Source organism: Streptococcus hongkongensis, assembly GCF_053206145.1.
In genome coordinates this window covers 1-16,011 of the sequence record NZ_JBRUGD010000012.1, presented here as the reverse complement: position 1 = coordinate 16,011, position 16,011 = coordinate 1, and the positions used below count along the sequence as shown (strand labels likewise).

The window sequence follows — 16,011 nt, the reverse complement described above, 5'->3', positions numbered from 1 at the left end:
ACAAAATAAGATTATTGCTATAAACAGTAACAGATTGGGATTTTTATAAACTACTTATTTTATTTTTTCTGTTTTTTCTCCAATAAGAAATCAACTTGACCTTACCCTAATGGTAGGGATTACAATGAAAATATTCATCTGTTATATAAAAGTAAAACAATCACTAAAAATGAATTACAGTAACAATAAGTTGTCAGTAGTTTTTTTAATATTGGGAATTTCAATGCTATAGACTAACAATATGATATGAGGTGAAAGAGAATGGTAGAAGATGGATTGTTTTCTATTGGGCGTGCAGCGAGTATGAGTGGGGTTTCAGCAAAAACGTTACGTTACTATGAAAGTTTAGGCCTTATTCAACCCAAATATACTTGTAGTGATAATGGTTATCGATTTTATGATAATGAAACTCTGCTTTTAATTCCTGTTATAAAATACTATCAACAAGTTGGTTTAAACTTAAAAAGAATTAAGGAATTAATTTCATTAAAAGGTTGCGCAAATCATTATAATTACCTAAAACAGCGAAAGGCTGAAATTCAAGCTGAAAGAGAAAGGTTAATGATTTCGCTTGCTTCAATTGATGATTGGATACAATTAATTATTGAAGGTGAGATGTGTCTTCAGAATAAATCACAATTAAAACAATTTGCGGCCTGTCAAATTGTTAGTGTTAAGTATTATAGTGAAGAGGCTAGTTATTGTCATATTAAACAACCATTTACCTATTCCTATAAGGAATCGATTATCAATTTGGAATGGATTAGATATTTAGAAGAACATCATCTTGAGGTATCAGGTCCGGTAATTTTGAAATATGATTCGCATCAACAAAAAATTGATGGGAATTGTCAATCGGCAACGATATTGCAACATTGTATTCCAGAATCAGCTGATTATCCTACTTTTGGTGGCTTTATGGCACTTTGTTGTTACCATATTGGATCACTAGATACAATTAATGAAACTTACCAAAAATTAATTACGTATGCTAATAAAAACCATTATTCTTTGAAAGAAGAATGTTTTGAACGACATGTCATTGATTATTGGGTTACTCAAAATTTAGATGAATTTGTAACAGAGGTCATTATTCCCATTGTTACAAAGGATGAAATTACAAAAATAACTGGACAAAATGATTTGTAGGAGTTGAAACTTGGTAAATAATTCAATAACCTGTAGTAGCAAGTGAAGGCAAGCAAATTGCTTTCACTTTTTGTTTTTGCTATAAGGTGAAATTTATAGCAAATCTATTGGATTATATCAAAGTGGGTTTCAGTGACTAGCTTTACTAGAAGAGTCTTGATAGATTCAGGAAGATATGAGTCGAATAAAAAAATAATACCTGCCAAATGTTTGCTTACTTTTCAAAACCTTTCTCTTAGAGGAAGGTTTTTTGTTAAGTTAATTTTACATTATTGTAAGATATAGTCAAAATTCAGGTTATTAACAGTTAAAACTACTTATCTTTCACAAATAAGTAGCTACTTAACCCCTTATAAACGGCAAATCATTTGTTTTAAATGTGAAAAATTAATTTTTTCACAAAATAATATTGACCTTCCAGTTGTGGAAGGGCTTACAATTGTTTTGTGGCCTACTTACTTTATATTAAATAAACATAATAAAAAGAGTGTAGAGCTTATTTTTTAATTACAAAGTAATTCTAGTTGAGATAATGCATTCCTTTTTTGAAAAGTATTATCCCAATAACAATATATAATATGGAGGTCGTCTTATGAATTCCGAAGCTTTAGGAATGATTGAAACAAAAGGACTTGTTGGCTCAATTGAGGCAGCAGATGCTATGGTTAAGGCAGCAAATGTCACATTAATCGGCAAAGAACTTGTTGGTGGAGGATTAGTAACTGTCTTGGTTCGTGGTGATGTCGGTGCTGTTAAAGCAGCAACAGATGCTGGTGCTGCAGCTGCACAACGAATTGGTGAATTAGTATCTGTCCATGTTATTCCACGTCCTCATGGAGAAGTGGAAATGATTTTGCCAAGTAAGTCATAGTGAGTCGGTAAAATTTGATTTTGAAGGTTTGGGTGTATAAGAATAAGGGTGGTGTCATCAAAAAATGCCACTTCGATTTTATCCCAAATCACTAAAAGTCTTATGGATTTCAAATATTAAGAATAGAGGTATAAAGATGGGTTTATTACCAGCAAGAACAGCTGTTTTGAACTATATGAATAAAGTTCCTGAAGCAGATGTTCGCCAAGTTATGGAAGCTTTAAAAGGGCAGTATGGTCAAGAAAAACAGTTTACTGAGCCCTTGTTTTTGGAACATTTAATGTCTTTAGAATGCAATGGCTATCTTGAACAAGCTAGCTATGATTTGGACGACAAGGGGCAATTACGAATAAATTTCAAAATCACTGACGATGGTCGCTTCGCTGTTCAAAAATATATTGCAAAAGTTTTTCAATAGCAAAAGGAGTAATTAATATGAGATATCATGGTGGACAAGCTCTCGGTTTAGTTGAAACTGTTGGATTAGTTCCAGCTTTAGAAGCTTGTGACAAAATGTTAAAGGCTAGTAATGTTTCTCTTGTTTCTTACGAAAATGTAGGGTCAACATTAGTAACTATAATGGTTGTTGGAGATGTTGCTGCCGTTGAAGCATCAGTCGAAGCAGGTGCCCATGCAGCTGCAGCAATTGGGAAGTTAACTTCTCATAATGTGATGCCTAGACCGATTTCCTCAGTTGGGGATATTGTGTCTGTGCATGATATTGATAATTGATAAAGGAGAATATTGTGGAAAGATATCAAGCAATTGGAGCCATTGAAACTTTTGGTTTAGTTTATGTCTTAGAAGCAGCGGACGCAATGGTAAAAGCTTCAGAAGTGGATGTCATTGGTTATGAAAACACGGCTTCAGGTTATATTTCAGTTATCATTCAAGGTGAGACGGAAGCTTGTAAAACAGCAGTTGCTGCTGGTGTTAAGGCTGTTGAAAAAATGAATGCCCAAGTATATAGCCATGTTGTAATCCCTGGACCACACGAAGATTTGAAAAAAATTATTGACCGTTATTCATTGTCAGTTTTATTGCCAGAAGAAAATCAAGAATAAGAAAGTGTATTGTAAATGAGATATATTGACAAAGATTTAGATTCTATTCAAGAAATGAGGAATCTCCTTCTGAATGCTCAAACATCTTTTGTTCAATTACAAGATCTTGCACAGAGTGATTTAGATACGTATTGCGATAGTTTTACTGAAGAAGTACAGAAGGCTGCTAGTCAATTGATTCATCGTTTTGTAACAGGTAATAATTACGGTAGTGAAAAAGATGAAGTATTTCTTTACGAAAGCTTTATAAAACGCTTCAAAAAAACTTACCAAAAGGAATCATATGTCGGAATTATTAATGGAAATTTGAACGACAAAGTGATTGAGATTGGTGTACCGCTTGGTACTGTAGCTATTTTATTACCCAGTCATCCTAGTTTCACACTGCTAGTCAACACCATATTATTAGCCATGAAATCAGGAAATGCTTTAATCTTTGTTGCCAATAAATTATCTAAAAAAGTAACAATTGAAAGTATTAAAGAACTAATCAACTTAGTGGAAACGATTGGGTATTTAAGAGGGGCAATTTCAGTCTCAGAAATTACTTGTGATGCAGGGATTAAGGAGCTCCTAGCTAGTGATAAGTTATCATTGATTATTAATATTGGCTGTCCTGAATTTATCTCAGATACTTATCAGACAAATACGTCACAGATTTATGGCGGTGAATCATCAGGACCTGTATTCATTGAAAGAAGTGCTGACATTGAGCAAGCTGTCAAAGATGTGATTTATTCTAGAAGTTTCAATAATGGCATAATGCCAGGTGCCGAACAATTTCTGGTCACTGAAAATGTGATTCGGAATGCCATTAAAAAAGCAATGGTTGATAATGGTGCTTATCTCTTGAATGAAGATGAAACAAAAGCATTAATAGCATTTTTAAGACAATCTGAAAAAAATGTCTTAGACAACTACGTTGGTAAATCTGCAATCTGGATTGCTCAAAAAGCGGGTATTTCAGTACCGGATACAACTAAGGTATTGGTTTCTGTCCAAGATTATATCACAGAAGAAGATTTCTTTAGTAAGAAGCTACTTTGCCCGATTATTATTGTGTATTTAGAGCCTGATTGGACGCTTGCTTGCACAAAATGCATGGCTTTGTTGGCAGAATTGAGGATGGGGCATACCTTGACAATACATTCAAAGGATTGGCAAGTTATAAAGGAATTTGCGACAGTGAAAACTGTGGGAAGAATGGTTGTAAATGGCCCAACTGTCTGCTCAGCCATTGGGATAAGTTCCAATTTTGCACCGTCAATGATTTTAGGTGGACTGACAACTGGTCGTGGTTATTGCTCTGAAAATATCACACCAAAGCATCTGACATATACAAGGCGGATAGGATTTTAGTAAGACAAATAAGAAGATAGAATTTTAGAAATAACTGCTTGTATTTCTAACAGAGAGGAAATATCACAAATGGATATGAAAGAATTTACAGCTAAACTAGAAGAAGCTACAAAACAATTAAGTGACAGTGAACGTAAATCACTAGAAAAATTATTTCAAAGTGTATCAAGCGATATTAGTAAAGAAGAAAAGAAAACAAGTTCAAGTCCACTTATCGCACCTGAAGGAACTGAAGTTCCAGATGGTATCACACCTCGTTTAGATGCCTTAAAAAAACAATATTTGAAAGCTAAACCAACTATTTCACTTATTCGTGCCATCAATTTAACAAAAATTTCAAAAGCCAATGAAGGTATGCCTAAAGTTGTATTACGCGGTACAGCCTTTAAGGAATTTTGTAAGATTGCACCTTTAATTATTCAAGACAACGAATTGTTAGTTGGTGCACCTAATGGTGGAGCTCGTTGGGGTGCCTTTTCTCCAGATATCTCATGGCGTTGGTTACGTGATGAAATTGATACAGTTTCAACGCGTCCACAAGACCCATATGACTTGTCTGAAGAAAATAAGAAGATTTTACGAGAAGAAATTTTCCCATATTGGGAAGGGAAATCAGTTGATGAAGCTTGTGAATCACAATACCGTGAAGCTGGCGCATGGGAGTTATCTGGTGATTCATTTGTCTCAGATTGTTCTTACCATGCGACATCAGGTGGTGGAGATTCTAATCCTGGCTATGATGTCGTTGGTATGACTAAAGGAATGCTTGATATTAAAGCAGAAGCACAAGCACATTTAGATGAACTTGATTATGGTAATCCTGATGATATTGAAAAGATTTACTTCTATAAAGCACAAATATTAACAGCTGAAGGTGTTATGATTTATGCGCAACGACTGTCTGATTATGCTGCACAACTTGCAGAAAAAGAAAGTGATCCAAAACGTAAGGCAGAATTACAAGCTATTTCACAAGTCAATGCTAAGGTTCCTGCACATAAACCAGAAACATTCTGGGAAGCTATGCAATATGTTGTAACCATTCAAAATTTATTACTGTGTGAAGAAAATCAAACAGGACTATCTATTGGACGTGTTGACCAATATATGTATCCACTATACAAGAGAGACATCGAAGAAGGCCGTATGACACCTTTCCAAGCTTTTGAAATAGCTGGATCAATGTTTATTAAGATGTCAGAAATGATGTGGTTAACATCAGAAGGCTCTTCACAATTCTTTGCTGGTTACCAACCATTCGTTAATATGTGTGTTGGTGGTGTGACGCGTGATGGACGTGATGGAACAAATGAGTTAACTTATCTCCTTATGGATGCAGTTCGTCATGTCAAAGTTTATCAACCAACTTTAGCAACACGCATTCACAATAAATCGCCACGTCAATACTTGAAAAAAATTGTTGACGTTGTTAGAGCAGGCATTGGATTCCCAGCCTGTCACTTTGATGATACACATATCAAAATGATGTTGGCCAAAGGCGTTTCAATGGAAGATGCGCGTGATTACTGTTTAATGGGTTGTGTTGAGCCTCAAAAATCTGGTCGTCTTTATCAATGGACATCAACAGCGTATACGCAATGGCCAATATTAATTGAAACAACTTTAAATCATGGGATACCACTTTGGTATGGCAAACCTGTTACACCAGATATGGGTGGTCTAAACCAATACAAAACATTTGAACAATTTGAAGCTGCCGTTAAGGAAACAATTAAATATGTGACTAAATGGACGTCAGTAATGACCGTTATTTCACAACGTGTTCAAAGAGATTTAGTTCCAGTACCTTTAATGTCTATGATGTATGAAGGAACTATGACAAATGGTCGTGACGTTAAGGCTGGCGGAGCAATGTATAACTTTGGTCCTGGTGTTGTTTGGTCAGGATTAGCTAATTACGCCGATTCAATGGCAGCTATTAAAAAATTAGTATTTGAAGATAAAAAATATAGCCTTGAAGAATTAAATAAAGCCCTAGTTGCTGATTTCGAAGGCTATGATAAAATTCGCGCAGACTGCTTAGCAGTTCCTAAGTATGGTAATGATGATGACTATGTTGATTACTTTACCTCAGACATTATTGAATTTACTGAATGTGAGCATCGTAAATACAAAACTTTATATTCTGTATTAAGTCACGGAACTTTATCTATCTCAAACAATACACCGTTAGGACAAATTACAGGTGCCTCTGCATCAGGACGTCGTGCATGGACGCCACTATCTGATGGTATTTCACCAGATCATGGTATGGATACGAAAGGACCAACTGCCATTATTAAATCTGTCTCAAAAATGGCCAATGAAAATATGAATATTGGGCTTGTCCATAATTTCAAGATTATGGCCGGATTACTTGATACGCCTCAAGGTGAAGAAAGCTTAATTACACTATTAAGAACAGCAAGTATCCTTGGAAATGGAGAAATGCAATTTAACTATCTTGATAATGACATCTTGATTGATGCTCAAAAACATCCAGAAAAATATCGTGACCTTATCGTTCGTGTTGCTGGTTATAGTGCATTCTTTGTTGAATTATGTAAAGACGTTCAAGATGAAATTATTGCAAGAACTGTCCTAACAAAAATTTAAAAAAATGAATCTTGTCTAGTTTCAAAAGGAATGAGACTAGACAAGATGGATTAGGAGAAAATAGTGGTAGTAACAAGAAAGAAAAATGACATTCAGATCAATGTCTTTAATGTTCAAAAATACAACCTCTATGATGGACCTGGAATTCGGACAATTGTATTCTTTAAGGGATGTCCAATGCGATGTAAATGGTGTGCTAATCCAGAGGGCTTGGAATTTGGTAGCAACATGATGTATAAAGAAAGCTTATGTAAGCCCTATAATTCATGTGCTGAAACATGTCCACTTGGAAAAATATGCTTTTCTTATACAAATCCAGAGGCACCACAGGCATTTGACTATGCTAATAAAGAACATCCGATTGATATTAGAAAATATAAAAAAAGACTTCTAAGTAAAGAGGATGTAGAAGGCTGTCCTGAAGGTGCTCTTACGATTGCTGGACAGTCAAAAAGCATTTCAGAATTAATGGCGATTATCCATGAAGATGATGCCTTTTACGAGATGTCTGGAGGCGGTGTAACCTTATCTGGTGGTGAATGTTTAGCACAACCAGAGGGAGCAATTGCATTATTGCAGGCTTGTAAACAAGATGGCTTAAATACTGCTGTAGAAACAGCAGGACATGTACCAAATAAAGTTGTTATGGCAGCTGCCGAGTTTACAGATCTCTTTTTATTTGACATGAAGCATATGGATTCAAAACGGCATAATGAACTGACAGGCGTTGGGAATGAACGTATTTTAACTAATTTAAAATCAATTATTGAATCTGGTCACCAAGTCAAAATCAGGATGCCGATGCTCAAAGAAATTAATGATAGTGAAGAAGAAATCAAAGCTATTATTGAATTTCTACGTCCTTATAAGGATTATCCGAATTTCCAAGGAATTGATTTATTACCCTATCACAAATTAGGTGTCAACAAATACTATCAATTAGGTATGGAATATAAAATCAAAGGTGACCCATCCTTGAGTCAATATGATTTAGATCGAATTGAAAGCTATATTTTAGCTTATGATTTCCCAGTGACCGTAGTAAAACATTAAGACTAAAGGAGAGATGACTTGTTTGAAGATGATAGAAAAATAGATCGTATTATCCAAGAATCGGTTCCCGGTAAACAAATTACCTTAGCGCACGTCATTGCAGCTCCTATTGATGCGGTCTACGATAGCTTGGGCGCTTTAAATGAGGGTGCCATTGGAATACTTGCTTTAACCCCCTATGAAACAGCAATCATTGCTGCCGATATAGCAGGAAAAGCAGCTAATGTAGATATTTGCTTTGTTGATCGATTTACGGGTTCCGTGATGTTTAGTGGCGATGTTCAGAGTGTTGAAACAGCTTTACAAAGCATCTTAGATTACTTTGATGATAACTTGGGCTTTTCAACTGTTGGATTGACAAAATCATGAAGAAACGAATCCTAGTCATTTGTCCAGAGGATACTGATAAACTCAAATTTGTTGAAGTGATTGAAGGCAAAAAAGAGATAAAACGGGTTGATGCCATTGTTTATTATGATCAAACAATTGTTGTACCGAGTTCTTATCTTAGGAGTCCTTGGATGACTAACCATATTATTGCAATGCAACAGAATGCCAGTTGTATCATGATGTTGCTTCCTTCAGATTGTGAATTCAGAGTTTATTCACCAAATTTTGCAAAAGCCTTCCGGATACCAGCTATTGGGATAGTTATTCAAAAAGAAAAAGACTCATTGCAAAAAATTGAAAATTGTCATAAAGAATTGAAAGAAGCTGGCTTAAATGAAGTCTTTTGTATAAAACTAACTACTAATGAGGATTATAAGAATTTATTAGAAAAAATAAAAAATTAAAGAAGGTAATCAATGAAAGTACAAGAATTTAATGTAGGACCGAAGTTTATTTTTGGTAAGGGGTCTACAAAAGAAATTTCTAAATTACCAATCAAAAAAGCTTACATTATCTGTGATCCATTTATGGAACAAAGCCACATGGTAGATAAGGTTTTGGAAAGCTTAACGGATGCTGGTGCTGAAACCTTGGTATTTTCAAAAGTTGTTCCAGATCCAACTGTTGAGGTGATTGCGCAAAGTATTATTGAAATTAAGCAGTTTAAACCAGATACAGTCATTGCTTTAGGTGGCGGTTCAGCAATGGATTCAGCCAAAGCTGTGATTCGTGTTTATACTGAATCTGAAAAAGTAGCAAAACCACAGATGATTGCTATTCCTACAACCAGCGGTTCTGGAAGCGAGAACACATCCTTTGCTGTTATTTCTGATCCAAAACATAATGAAAAAATTGCTTTGGTTGATCAGTCAATGGTTCCAGATATTGCAGTTTTAGACGCGTCATTTACAATGACTGTGCCTCCAAAAGTGACTGCTGACGCAGGGATGGATGTATTGACACATTGTTTGGAGGCTTATGTTTCTAATCAAGCTAGTGATTTTTCAGATGCTTGTGCAGAAAAAGGGATTAAGTTGACCTGGCATTTCCTTCCAATAGCTTATAAAGAAGGAAGCAATCAATTGGGACGTGAAAAAATGCATAATGCCTCATCTATTGCTGGTATAGCCTTTAACAATGCAGGTCTGGGAATTTGTCATAGTTTGTCACATGCCATTGCTGCCTTCTTTCATGTACCACATGGCCGCATCAATGCTTTTCTATTGCCTTATGTTATTTCCTTCAATGCTAGTCTTGATGAAACTAATGAAACAGAAGTGACAAGTCGTTACAATCAAGTTGCTCAATTGTTGGATATAAATGGGTCAACACCAAAACAAGGTGTTATGGCATTGATAACAGCTATTAAACGACTCTCGAAACAGCTTGGTATTCCAAATTCCTTAGAGGAATTAGGTATTGATCGAACTGAATTTGACAAAATGATTCCTGAAATGGCAAAGCACGCAGTAGATGACGCTTGCACTCCAACTAATCCACGCTCTGTAACTAGTGATAACTTAGAAACAATTTTACGTGGATTATAAATACGAAAAAAGAAAGAAGAAAAGGATGAAATTTCTAACAGAAGATGATTTACGTCTTAAGTATCATGATTTTCCTTTTGAGACTTTCACAATTGAAACAAATACAAGATTAACACCAGGTGCTAAAACATTTTTGATGGATCGTAAAATCACTATTTTTGATAATAATAATCCACTTGAAAAGAAGAAAAACTCGTTTTTAAAAGCTGTGAATTCTAAAAATAGGTTACAAGTAAGTCATTTATCACATGCTTTAAAGGACAACCAAATTTATCTTTTACGATGTGAGTTTTTAAAAGTGGCATCTGATTTAGTATCAGTTGATCTTAGTTTAGCCCAAGAGTTAGCTATTCTTGAACACCATTTGGGAACCATAGAAGCGAGTGACAATCTCTCTTTACCATCTTTAAAAATTGATACTTCTTCAGACTATGTTGACAGTGTCTACCTAGTAAACAATCTTTCAACGGTCTCTTTGTTTTTACAAATGGATAAAGGTAAGATACTATCTCGACTTTATCCCCTTTACTTTCAAACAGAAGCCTATTTAGAAAATAATCCATCTAAAGCACTTGAAATGGTTGGTCAACGGTTAGGACAATTGATCGCCTATTACCTGAATCTAAGCAAGGAGGATACGGATGAAACAAGAGAGATTACCTAAAAGTTGTGATCACTATGTGAAGGATTTTGAAACGGTTGAAAAACAAGCCATTAAAAGAAAAAGTTCAGTTTACTTGACTGGCGTCGACTTGGGAACTGCTTATATTGTTTTAGTTGTTTTAGATGAAGATAAAAATATCGTTGCAGGAGCTCATAAACCAGCAAGTGTTATTCGTGACGGGATGGTCGTGGATTATATTGGAGCCATCCAAATTGTTCGTGAATTAAAAGAAAGTTTGGAACAAAAGTTAGAGACAGAACTTTTATATGCTGCGGCAGCTATTCCCCCAGGAACAAATAAACTGGATTCAGGTGCTATTAAAAATGTGGTGCAAGGTGCTGGTTTTGAGCTAACGGCTCTGTTAGACGAACCAACTGCAGCTAATGCAATTGTTGGGTTGGAAAATGGGGCTATTGTTGACATTGGTGGAGGAACTACGGGTATTTCAATTTTTAAAGGTGGCGAAGTGGTATCTTCTGTTGATGAAGCAACAGGAGGAATCCATTTCACACTTGTTGTAGCTGGAGCTTATCATCTTGAGTTTGAGGTTGCTGATGCTTATAAACGAAATCCTGAAAATCATCAGGAATTAATCGGTGTTTTAAAACCGGTTGTGGAAAAGATTGCTTCAATTATTAACCGCCATATACTTGGTCATGATATAGATGTTATTTATTTAGTTGGTGGTAGTAGTTGTTTGACAGGAATTGAGACCATTATTCAAAAAGAAACTGGAATAAAAACGGTTAAGCCACAAAATCCGATGTTTGTCACACCAATTGGAATAGCAATGAATTGTAGTCAGACAGTCATCTATTAAAAAGGAGATAATATGTTAGTTGCTGAATTAGTCGATACCATTTGGGCGACTAGAAAATCGGAAGCACTAAATGGTTCTAAATTGTTACTAGCGGAAGTGAAAGGTGGCAGTAAAGCGGGAGAACTTATCGTCGTCGTTGATATAATCGGAGCTGGTATTGGTGATCGTGTTATTATCACAACAGGCTCTGCAGCACGTCGCATGATGGGTGATGATCGGATGCCCGTAGATGCTGCGGTTGTCGGAATCATTGATGAAAATTATGATGATGTTAAAAAACAAAATGGGAAAAAAGAAAGATTTTCATAAAGCGAATGTTTTTTGACTTTCATGAATCTGGAATAAGGAGAAAAAATGGCAAAATTAATTGTTGCAAAAGATGTATTGGAATGCTACGAGAATGGCCAATCAACTTGCCTAATTGAAGCAAATACCATTATCACACCAGCCGCTAAAGATGAAGCTAAAAAGTATGGTATTTCTTTTGAAGTGGATTGTCCAAAATGTGAAAAAGCCAATATCAATTTTAAAAAAGGCAATGAGATGAGCTCAGATGATCTACTCTCATTGTTAAAAACGCTCTTAAATACAGTAGATAAAGAAGACAAACCTTCTTTACCTTATCGATGTGTTGCCCATCACAATGGCTTGAAAGTTGTCAAAGGAGGCACTGTAAGGATGGACGAATTTGACACCGGAAATCCTGATGATAAGGTAACTTATCAGGAATTAGTAAGTAAGGATGAATCAAAAATGAGTGCTGGTTTCTTATCAATTGATCATTCTAACTTTGCTTGGAAACTCCCATACGAAGAAATTGATTATGTGATTTCTGGAACGGTATCTGTTGAAATTGATGGCCAAACTTATGTTGGTCGTGCTGGAGATGTTCTTTATGTCCCTAAAGGGTCAGATGTGGTTTGGGGATCTCCAGATCATGCCAAAATCTTTTATACTACATTCCCTGCGAACTGGTCTGACTTGATGTAAACGAGGTGAGGATGCGATGAATGCGATAGGTATGATTGAAACAAAAGGTTTAATTGGCTCAATAGAAGCAGCAGATGCCATGGTTAAGGCCGCAAATGTCGCTTTGATTAGAAAAGAATATGTTGGTAGCGGCTTAGTTACAGTTCTTATTCGCGGGGATGTCGGTGCTGTTAAAGCAGCAACTGATGCCGGCGCGGCAGCTGCACAAGGAATTGGTGAACTGGTATCGGTTCATGTAATTCCACGACCAGATTGCCAATTGCTTCAGCTTTATCCTGAAGAAATAGTGGAAACAACTGATGAGAGTTATCTAAAAAAGGAATCAAATGTTCGAATTGCGGCAGAAGAAAAATTTGAGCAACAATTCTTACAAAATGAAGAATCAAAAAATCTATTGACTGATCTTCAGAAATTGCCCTTGAAAGAGTTTAAAAGGCAGTTAGAAAAAAACAAAGCAGATGACTTAAGAAGTCTTGTTGCAGCTAATGACGATGTACATGTACCAATTGAAACATTATCAAAAATGGTTCGAAGAGATATGATTGACTTGTTAGTGACCGACTATAAATCAAAGAAAAATGAGTAAGAAAAGAAAAAGGAGGAAAGAATGAATACAATTGACCTTGATTTATGTTCCATTCAGGAAGCGCGAAATCTTGTTAGAAATGGTAAAAAAGCAGCAGATAAAATCGCATTATTCACCGATCAAGAAATTGATGCTATTTTACAAAATATTGTTAAAGCAGTAGAAGCAAATGCCTATTACTTGGCAGAATTAGCTGTTGAAGAAACAGGCTTTGGTAAAGTTGCTGATAAAGCTTATAAAAATTATGCTGCTGCCAAGTTATTATATGATGAAATAAAAGACCAAAAAACGTCAGGGATTATTGATTTTGATGACAAAAATAAACTCTTTAGTGTGGCTGAGCCAGTTGGTCTAGTGTTAGGAATAACACCATCAACAAACCCCACTTCGACGATTATTTTTAAAGCTATGATTGCTATTAAATCACGCAATGCTATTGTATTTGCGCCACATCCATCAGCTAAACACTGTAGTGTTGAAGCAGCTGAATTGGTTCGTAAGGCTGCTATTGAAGCGGGTGCTCCGGAACATACTATTTCTTGTGTGATGAATCCATCTTTAGAAGCAACCAATGAACTGATGCATGCTAAAGATATATCACTCATTATTGCAACTGGTGGTCCTGGTATGGTTAAAGCTGCTTATAGTAGTGGTAAGCCGGCTATTGGTGTCGGAGCTGGGAATTCTCCTGCTTACATAGAAAGAACAGCTAATGTTAAAAAGGCCATTGCTAATATTCTAGCCTCTAAAACATTTGATAATGGTACTATTTGTGCATCTGAACAGGCAATTATTTGTGAAGAAAGCAATAAAGATAAAGTTATTGCTGAATTGAAAGCTCAAGGTTGTTATTTTATGACCAAAGAGGAAACTGATAAAGTCTGCCATGTTCTTTTTAGAGGTAATTCTAAGGGCTGTAACCCATCAATGAGTCCGAAATTTGTAGGTAAGCCAGCCACCTATATTGCTAAAGCGGTTGGTTTGACAGTTCCAAGTGATACTAAGGTTTTAGTTGGTCCGCAAGCTGGTGTAGGACAAGGTAATCCCTTATCGTTTGAGAAATTAACCACTGTTTTAGGTTTTTATGTTGTTAATGACTGGGAAGAAGCATGTGCATTAAGTATTAAACTTTTACAAAATGGGATTGGGCATACTATGAGTTTACATACAGAAGATCCTAAAATGATTTTCCGATTCTCTACTAAACCAGCATCTCGTATTTTAGTTAATACAGGTGGCAGTCAAGGTGGTACAGGCTTATCAACTGGTTTACCAGCAGCATTTACTCTTGGTTGTGGGACATCCGGAGGTAGCTCTGTTTCAGAAAATTTGGGCCCAAAACATTTGATAAATGTGAAGACAGTAGCCTATGGTCTTAAAGATGTGACAACCTTAGCTAGTGAAGATTTTGTTTTCCAAAATTTACCGAAAACACGTTCATCACATGTGAGTGATGAACAAGTATCTGCAGTTTCATCAGCATCGGTTCACCATGAACAGGTCAGTCAGACTTGTCAGCAAAAAGAAAAAAATTTTCTAAACCAAACGCCTCAATCTATTCAAGCGGCTTTTGAATCTCATCAAAGTCAAGCAGCAGATGTTAAAAAACCAATGACAGGAACAGTAGAAACTGAAAATACTGTAGACAATGAAGCAATTGTTCGTGAAATTTTATCATCATTAAAACAGAAATAAGAGGAAAAAGATGGACGAAGATTTAGAAAGTTTATTTTATAAAGTGATCGACCAACTAGGTGGTTCTGCTTCCTCAGATGCTAAGCCATTAGGTGACACTAGCATAGTTACTACTCATGATTTGCAACAAGTAGATCGAGATGGATACTCAATTCCACTTGGTGTTTCTAATCATCATATTCACCTATCTCAAAATGATGCTGATTACCTATTTGGTAAGGGGTATCCTTTTCAAAAATTGAAAGATTTATCTCAGCCTGGTCAATATGCTCTTCAAGAATGTGTTACGCTTGCTGGACCAAAAGGTGTTATTGAAAAAGTTCGCATTTTGGGACCAGTAAGAGATGAAACACAAGTTGAAATTACAGCAACAGATTGTTTTAAATTAGGTGTCAAAGCACCATTACGTTTATCAGGGGATATTGAGAATACGCCTGGTTGTACAGTCATTGGACCAACAGGCTCTATTCAATTAGAAAAAGGTTGTATTGTTGCCAAGCGGCATATCCATATGTCACCAGAGGACGCTAAGAATTATGGTGTGACAAACAATCAAGAAGTGTCCCTAGAACTACCAGGTGACCGTGGTGGTCTATTAAAAAACGTCACAGTTCGTGTCAAAAATACCTTTAGTCTTGAATGTCATTTGGATACAGAAGAGGCTAATGCAATGGGTGTTACAGGTAAAGATAGGCTAAGACTTATCAAATAACTATTTTAAAGGAGATAGAAAATGAATTCAGAAGCATTAGGCATGATTGAAACAAAAGGGCTAGTAGGCTCAATCGAAGCAGCAGATGCTATGGTAAAAGCTGCCAATGTTACCTTGATTGGTAAAGAACACGTCGGTGGCGGTTTAGTAACTGTTCTAGTTCGCGGAGATGTCGGTGCAGTCAAAGCCGCAACAGATGCCGGCGCGGCAGCTGCACAACGAATTGGTGAACTAGTATCAGTTCATGTTATTCCACGTCCTCATGGTGAAGTGGAAACAATTCTACCAAATAAATAAGAGTTATCTTGACAGTAAAGAAAGAGGATTAGATTATGACTTCAGAAGCATTAGGAATGATTGAAACAAAGGGGCTAGTAGGCTCAATAGAAGCAGCAGATGCCATGGTAAAAGCAGCCAATGTTACCTTGATTGGTAAAGAACATGTTGGTGGTGGTTTAGTAACTGTTCTAGTTCGCGGAGATGTTGGTGCTGTCA

At 36.1% G+C, this 16,011-nt stretch carries 19 protein-coding genes and 1 pseudogene; all 20 read left to right on the top strand.

All coding sequences use genetic code 11. From position 1 onward, the window contains the following. The first annotated feature begins 261 nt into the window (after positions 1 to 261). Positions 262 to 1,149 (top strand): MerR family transcriptional regulator, encoded by an 888-nt coding sequence (locus ACVRZD_RS08005; RefSeq protein ID WP_037625241.1) that lies wholly within the window; start codon positions 262 to 264, stop codon positions 1,147 to 1,149. A gap of 592 nt (positions 1,150 to 1,741) precedes the next feature. Continuing rightward, positions 1,742 to 2,020, top strand: coding sequence for an ethanolamine utilization microcompartment protein EutM (eutM, locus tag ACVRZD_RS08000; protein WP_037625243.1), 279 nt, complete (start codon positions 1,742 to 1,744; stop codon positions 2,018 to 2,020). Positions 2,021 to 2,156: 136 nt separating this feature from the next. Then, positions 2,157 to 2,438, top strand: coding sequence for a helix-turn-helix domain-containing protein (locus tag ACVRZD_RS07995; protein ID WP_037625245.1), 282 nt, complete (start codon positions 2,157 to 2,159; stop codon positions 2,436 to 2,438). A gap of 17 nt (positions 2,439 to 2,455) precedes the next feature. Continuing rightward, positions 2,456 to 2,752: a BMC domain-containing protein gene (locus ACVRZD_RS07990; protein ID WP_037625247.1), complete on the top strand. Its 297-nt coding sequence runs from the start codon at positions 2,456 to 2,458 to the stop codon at positions 2,750 to 2,752. 14 nt (positions 2,753 to 2,766) lie between these two features. Next, complete coding sequence (locus ACVRZD_RS07985) at positions 2,767 to 3,084, top strand: BMC domain-containing protein (RefSeq protein ID WP_037625249.1); 318 nt, start codon at positions 2,767 to 2,769, stop codon at positions 3,082 to 3,084. 15 nt (positions 3,085 to 3,099) lie between these two features. Then, positions 3,100 to 4,443 (top strand): aldehyde dehydrogenase family protein, encoded by a 1,344-nt coding sequence (locus ACVRZD_RS07980; protein WP_037625252.1) that lies wholly within the window; start codon positions 3,100 to 3,102, stop codon positions 4,441 to 4,443. Positions 4,444 to 4,512: 69 nt separating this feature from the next. Then, entirely contained in the window at positions 4,513 to 7,059 is a 2,547-nt protein-coding gene (gene cutC / locus ACVRZD_RS07975) for a choline trimethylamine-lyase (RefSeq protein ID WP_037625253.1), read from the top strand. 63 nt (positions 7,060 to 7,122) lie between these two features. Further along, entirely contained in the window at positions 7,123 to 8,112 is a 990-nt protein-coding gene (gene cutD, locus ACVRZD_RS07970; protein WP_037625255.1) for a choline TMA-lyase-activating enzyme, read from the top strand. A gap of 18 nt (positions 8,113 to 8,130) precedes the next feature. Then, entirely contained in the window at positions 8,131 to 8,481 is a 351-nt protein-coding gene (locus ACVRZD_RS07965; protein ID WP_037625257.1) for a BMC domain-containing protein, read from the top strand. Continuing rightward, positions 8,478 to 8,906, top strand: a complete 429-nt coding sequence (locus ACVRZD_RS07960; protein WP_037625259.1) for a EutP/PduV family microcompartment system protein — start codon at positions 8,478 to 8,480, stop codon at positions 8,904 to 8,906. The genes ACVRZD_RS07965 and ACVRZD_RS07960 overlap by 4 nt, the downstream gene beginning before the upstream one ends. A gap of 12 nt (positions 8,907 to 8,918) precedes the next feature. Continuing rightward, on the top strand, positions 8,919 to 10,049 hold the full coding sequence (locus ACVRZD_RS07955; protein WP_037625261.1) for a 1-propanol dehydrogenase PduQ: 1,131 nt from the start codon (positions 8,919 to 8,921) through the stop codon (positions 10,047 to 10,049). Positions 10,050 to 10,074: 25 nt separating this feature from the next. Next, positions 10,075 to 10,713, top strand: a complete 639-nt coding sequence (locus ACVRZD_RS07950; RefSeq protein ID WP_037625264.1) for a hypothetical protein — start codon at positions 10,075 to 10,077, stop codon at positions 10,711 to 10,713. Beyond that, the gene (eutJ, locus tag ACVRZD_RS07945) at positions 10,691 to 11,533 is read left to right on the top strand and encodes an ethanolamine utilization protein EutJ (RefSeq protein ID WP_037625266.1); all 843 of its coding nucleotides are present in this window, start codon (positions 10,691 to 10,693) and stop codon (positions 11,531 to 11,533) included. Before ACVRZD_RS07950 ends, eutJ begins: the two co-directional genes overlap by 23 nt. 12 nt (positions 11,534 to 11,545) lie before the next feature. After that, a complete protein-coding gene (locus tag ACVRZD_RS07940) occupies positions 11,546 to 11,842 on the top strand; it encodes a EutN/CcmL family microcompartment protein (protein WP_037625268.1) in 297 nt (98 codons plus the stop codon). A 45-nt stretch (positions 11,843 to 11,887) separates the two neighbouring features. Then, positions 11,888 to 12,523, top strand: coding sequence for a EutQ-related cupin domain-containing protein (locus ACVRZD_RS07935; RefSeq protein WP_037625270.1), 636 nt, complete (start codon positions 11,888 to 11,890; stop codon positions 12,521 to 12,523). 16 nt (positions 12,524 to 12,539) lie between these two features. Further along, positions 12,540 to 12,803: pseudogene (locus tag ACVRZD_RS07930) on the top strand (BMC domain-containing protein); the annotation flags it as partial. Between the two features lie 327 nt (positions 12,804 to 13,130). Then, complete coding sequence (locus tag ACVRZD_RS07925) at positions 13,131 to 14,804, top strand: acetaldehyde dehydrogenase (acetylating) (protein ID WP_037625273.1); 1,674 nt, start codon at positions 13,131 to 13,133, stop codon at positions 14,802 to 14,804. Positions 14,805 to 14,814: 10 nt separating this feature from the next. Next, positions 14,815 to 15,516: a phosphate propanoyltransferase gene (locus ACVRZD_RS07920; RefSeq protein ID WP_037625275.1), complete on the top strand. Its 702-nt coding sequence runs from the start codon at positions 14,815 to 14,817 to the stop codon at positions 15,514 to 15,516. A 21-nt stretch (positions 15,517 to 15,537) separates the two neighbouring features. Further along, positions 15,538 to 15,813, top strand: a complete 276-nt coding sequence (eutM, locus tag ACVRZD_RS07915) for an ethanolamine utilization microcompartment protein EutM (protein WP_037625278.1) — start codon at positions 15,538 to 15,540, stop codon at positions 15,811 to 15,813. 35 nt (positions 15,814 to 15,848) lie between these two features. Beyond that, on the top strand, positions 15,849 to 16,011 hold a 163-nt coding region (locus ACVRZD_RS07910; RefSeq protein WP_447450426.1), incomplete at its 3' end, for a BMC domain-containing protein.

What these genes read in the sequence shown, in the direction of transcription:
- ACVRZD_RS07950 (WP_037625264.1), top strand. Translation starts at nt 10,075, where the DNA reads ATGAAATTTCTAACAGAAGATGATTTACGTCTTAAGTATCATGATTTT.
- eutJ (WP_037625266.1), top strand. Translation starts at nt 10,691, where the DNA reads ATGAAACAAGAGAGATTACCTAAAAGTTGTGATCACTATGTGAAGGAT.
- eutM (WP_037625278.1), top strand. Translation starts at nt 15,538, where the DNA reads ATGAATTCAGAAGCATTAGGCATGATTGAAACAAAAGGGCTAGTAGGC.
- ACVRZD_RS08005 (WP_037625241.1), top strand. Translation starts at nt 262, where the DNA reads ATGGTAGAAGATGGATTGTTTTCTATTGGGCGTGCAGCGAGTATGAGT.
- ACVRZD_RS07990 (WP_037625247.1), top strand. Translation starts at nt 2,456, where the DNA reads ATGAGATATCATGGTGGACAAGCTCTCGGTTTAGTTGAAACTGTTGGA.
- eutM (WP_037625243.1), top strand. Translation starts at nt 1,742, where the DNA reads ATGAATTCCGAAGCTTTAGGAATGATTGAAACAAAAGGACTTGTTGGC.
- ACVRZD_RS07935 (WP_037625270.1), top strand. Translation starts at nt 11,888, where the DNA reads ATGGCAAAATTAATTGTTGCAAAAGATGTATTGGAATGCTACGAGAAT.
- cutC (WP_037625253.1), top strand. Translation starts at nt 4,513, where the DNA reads ATGGATATGAAAGAATTTACAGCTAAACTAGAAGAAGCTACAAAACAA.
- ACVRZD_RS07920 (WP_037625275.1), top strand. Translation starts at nt 14,815, where the DNA reads ATGGACGAAGATTTAGAAAGTTTATTTTATAAAGTGATCGACCAACTA.
- ACVRZD_RS07925 (WP_037625273.1), top strand. Translation starts at nt 13,131, where the DNA reads ATGAATACAATTGACCTTGATTTATGTTCCATTCAGGAAGCGCGAAAT.
- ACVRZD_RS07955 (WP_037625261.1), top strand. Translation starts at nt 8,919, where the DNA reads ATGAAAGTACAAGAATTTAATGTAGGACCGAAGTTTATTTTTGGTAAG.
- ACVRZD_RS07980 (WP_037625252.1), top strand. Translation starts at nt 3,100, where the DNA reads ATGAGATATATTGACAAAGATTTAGATTCTATTCAAGAAATGAGGAAT.
- ACVRZD_RS07995 (WP_037625245.1), top strand. Translation starts at nt 2,157, where the DNA reads ATGGGTTTATTACCAGCAAGAACAGCTGTTTTGAACTATATGAATAAA.
- ACVRZD_RS07960 (WP_037625259.1), top strand. Translation starts at nt 8,478, where the DNA reads ATGAAGAAACGAATCCTAGTCATTTGTCCAGAGGATACTGATAAACTC.
- ACVRZD_RS07940 (WP_037625268.1), top strand. Translation starts at nt 11,546, where the DNA reads ATGTTAGTTGCTGAATTAGTCGATACCATTTGGGCGACTAGAAAATCG.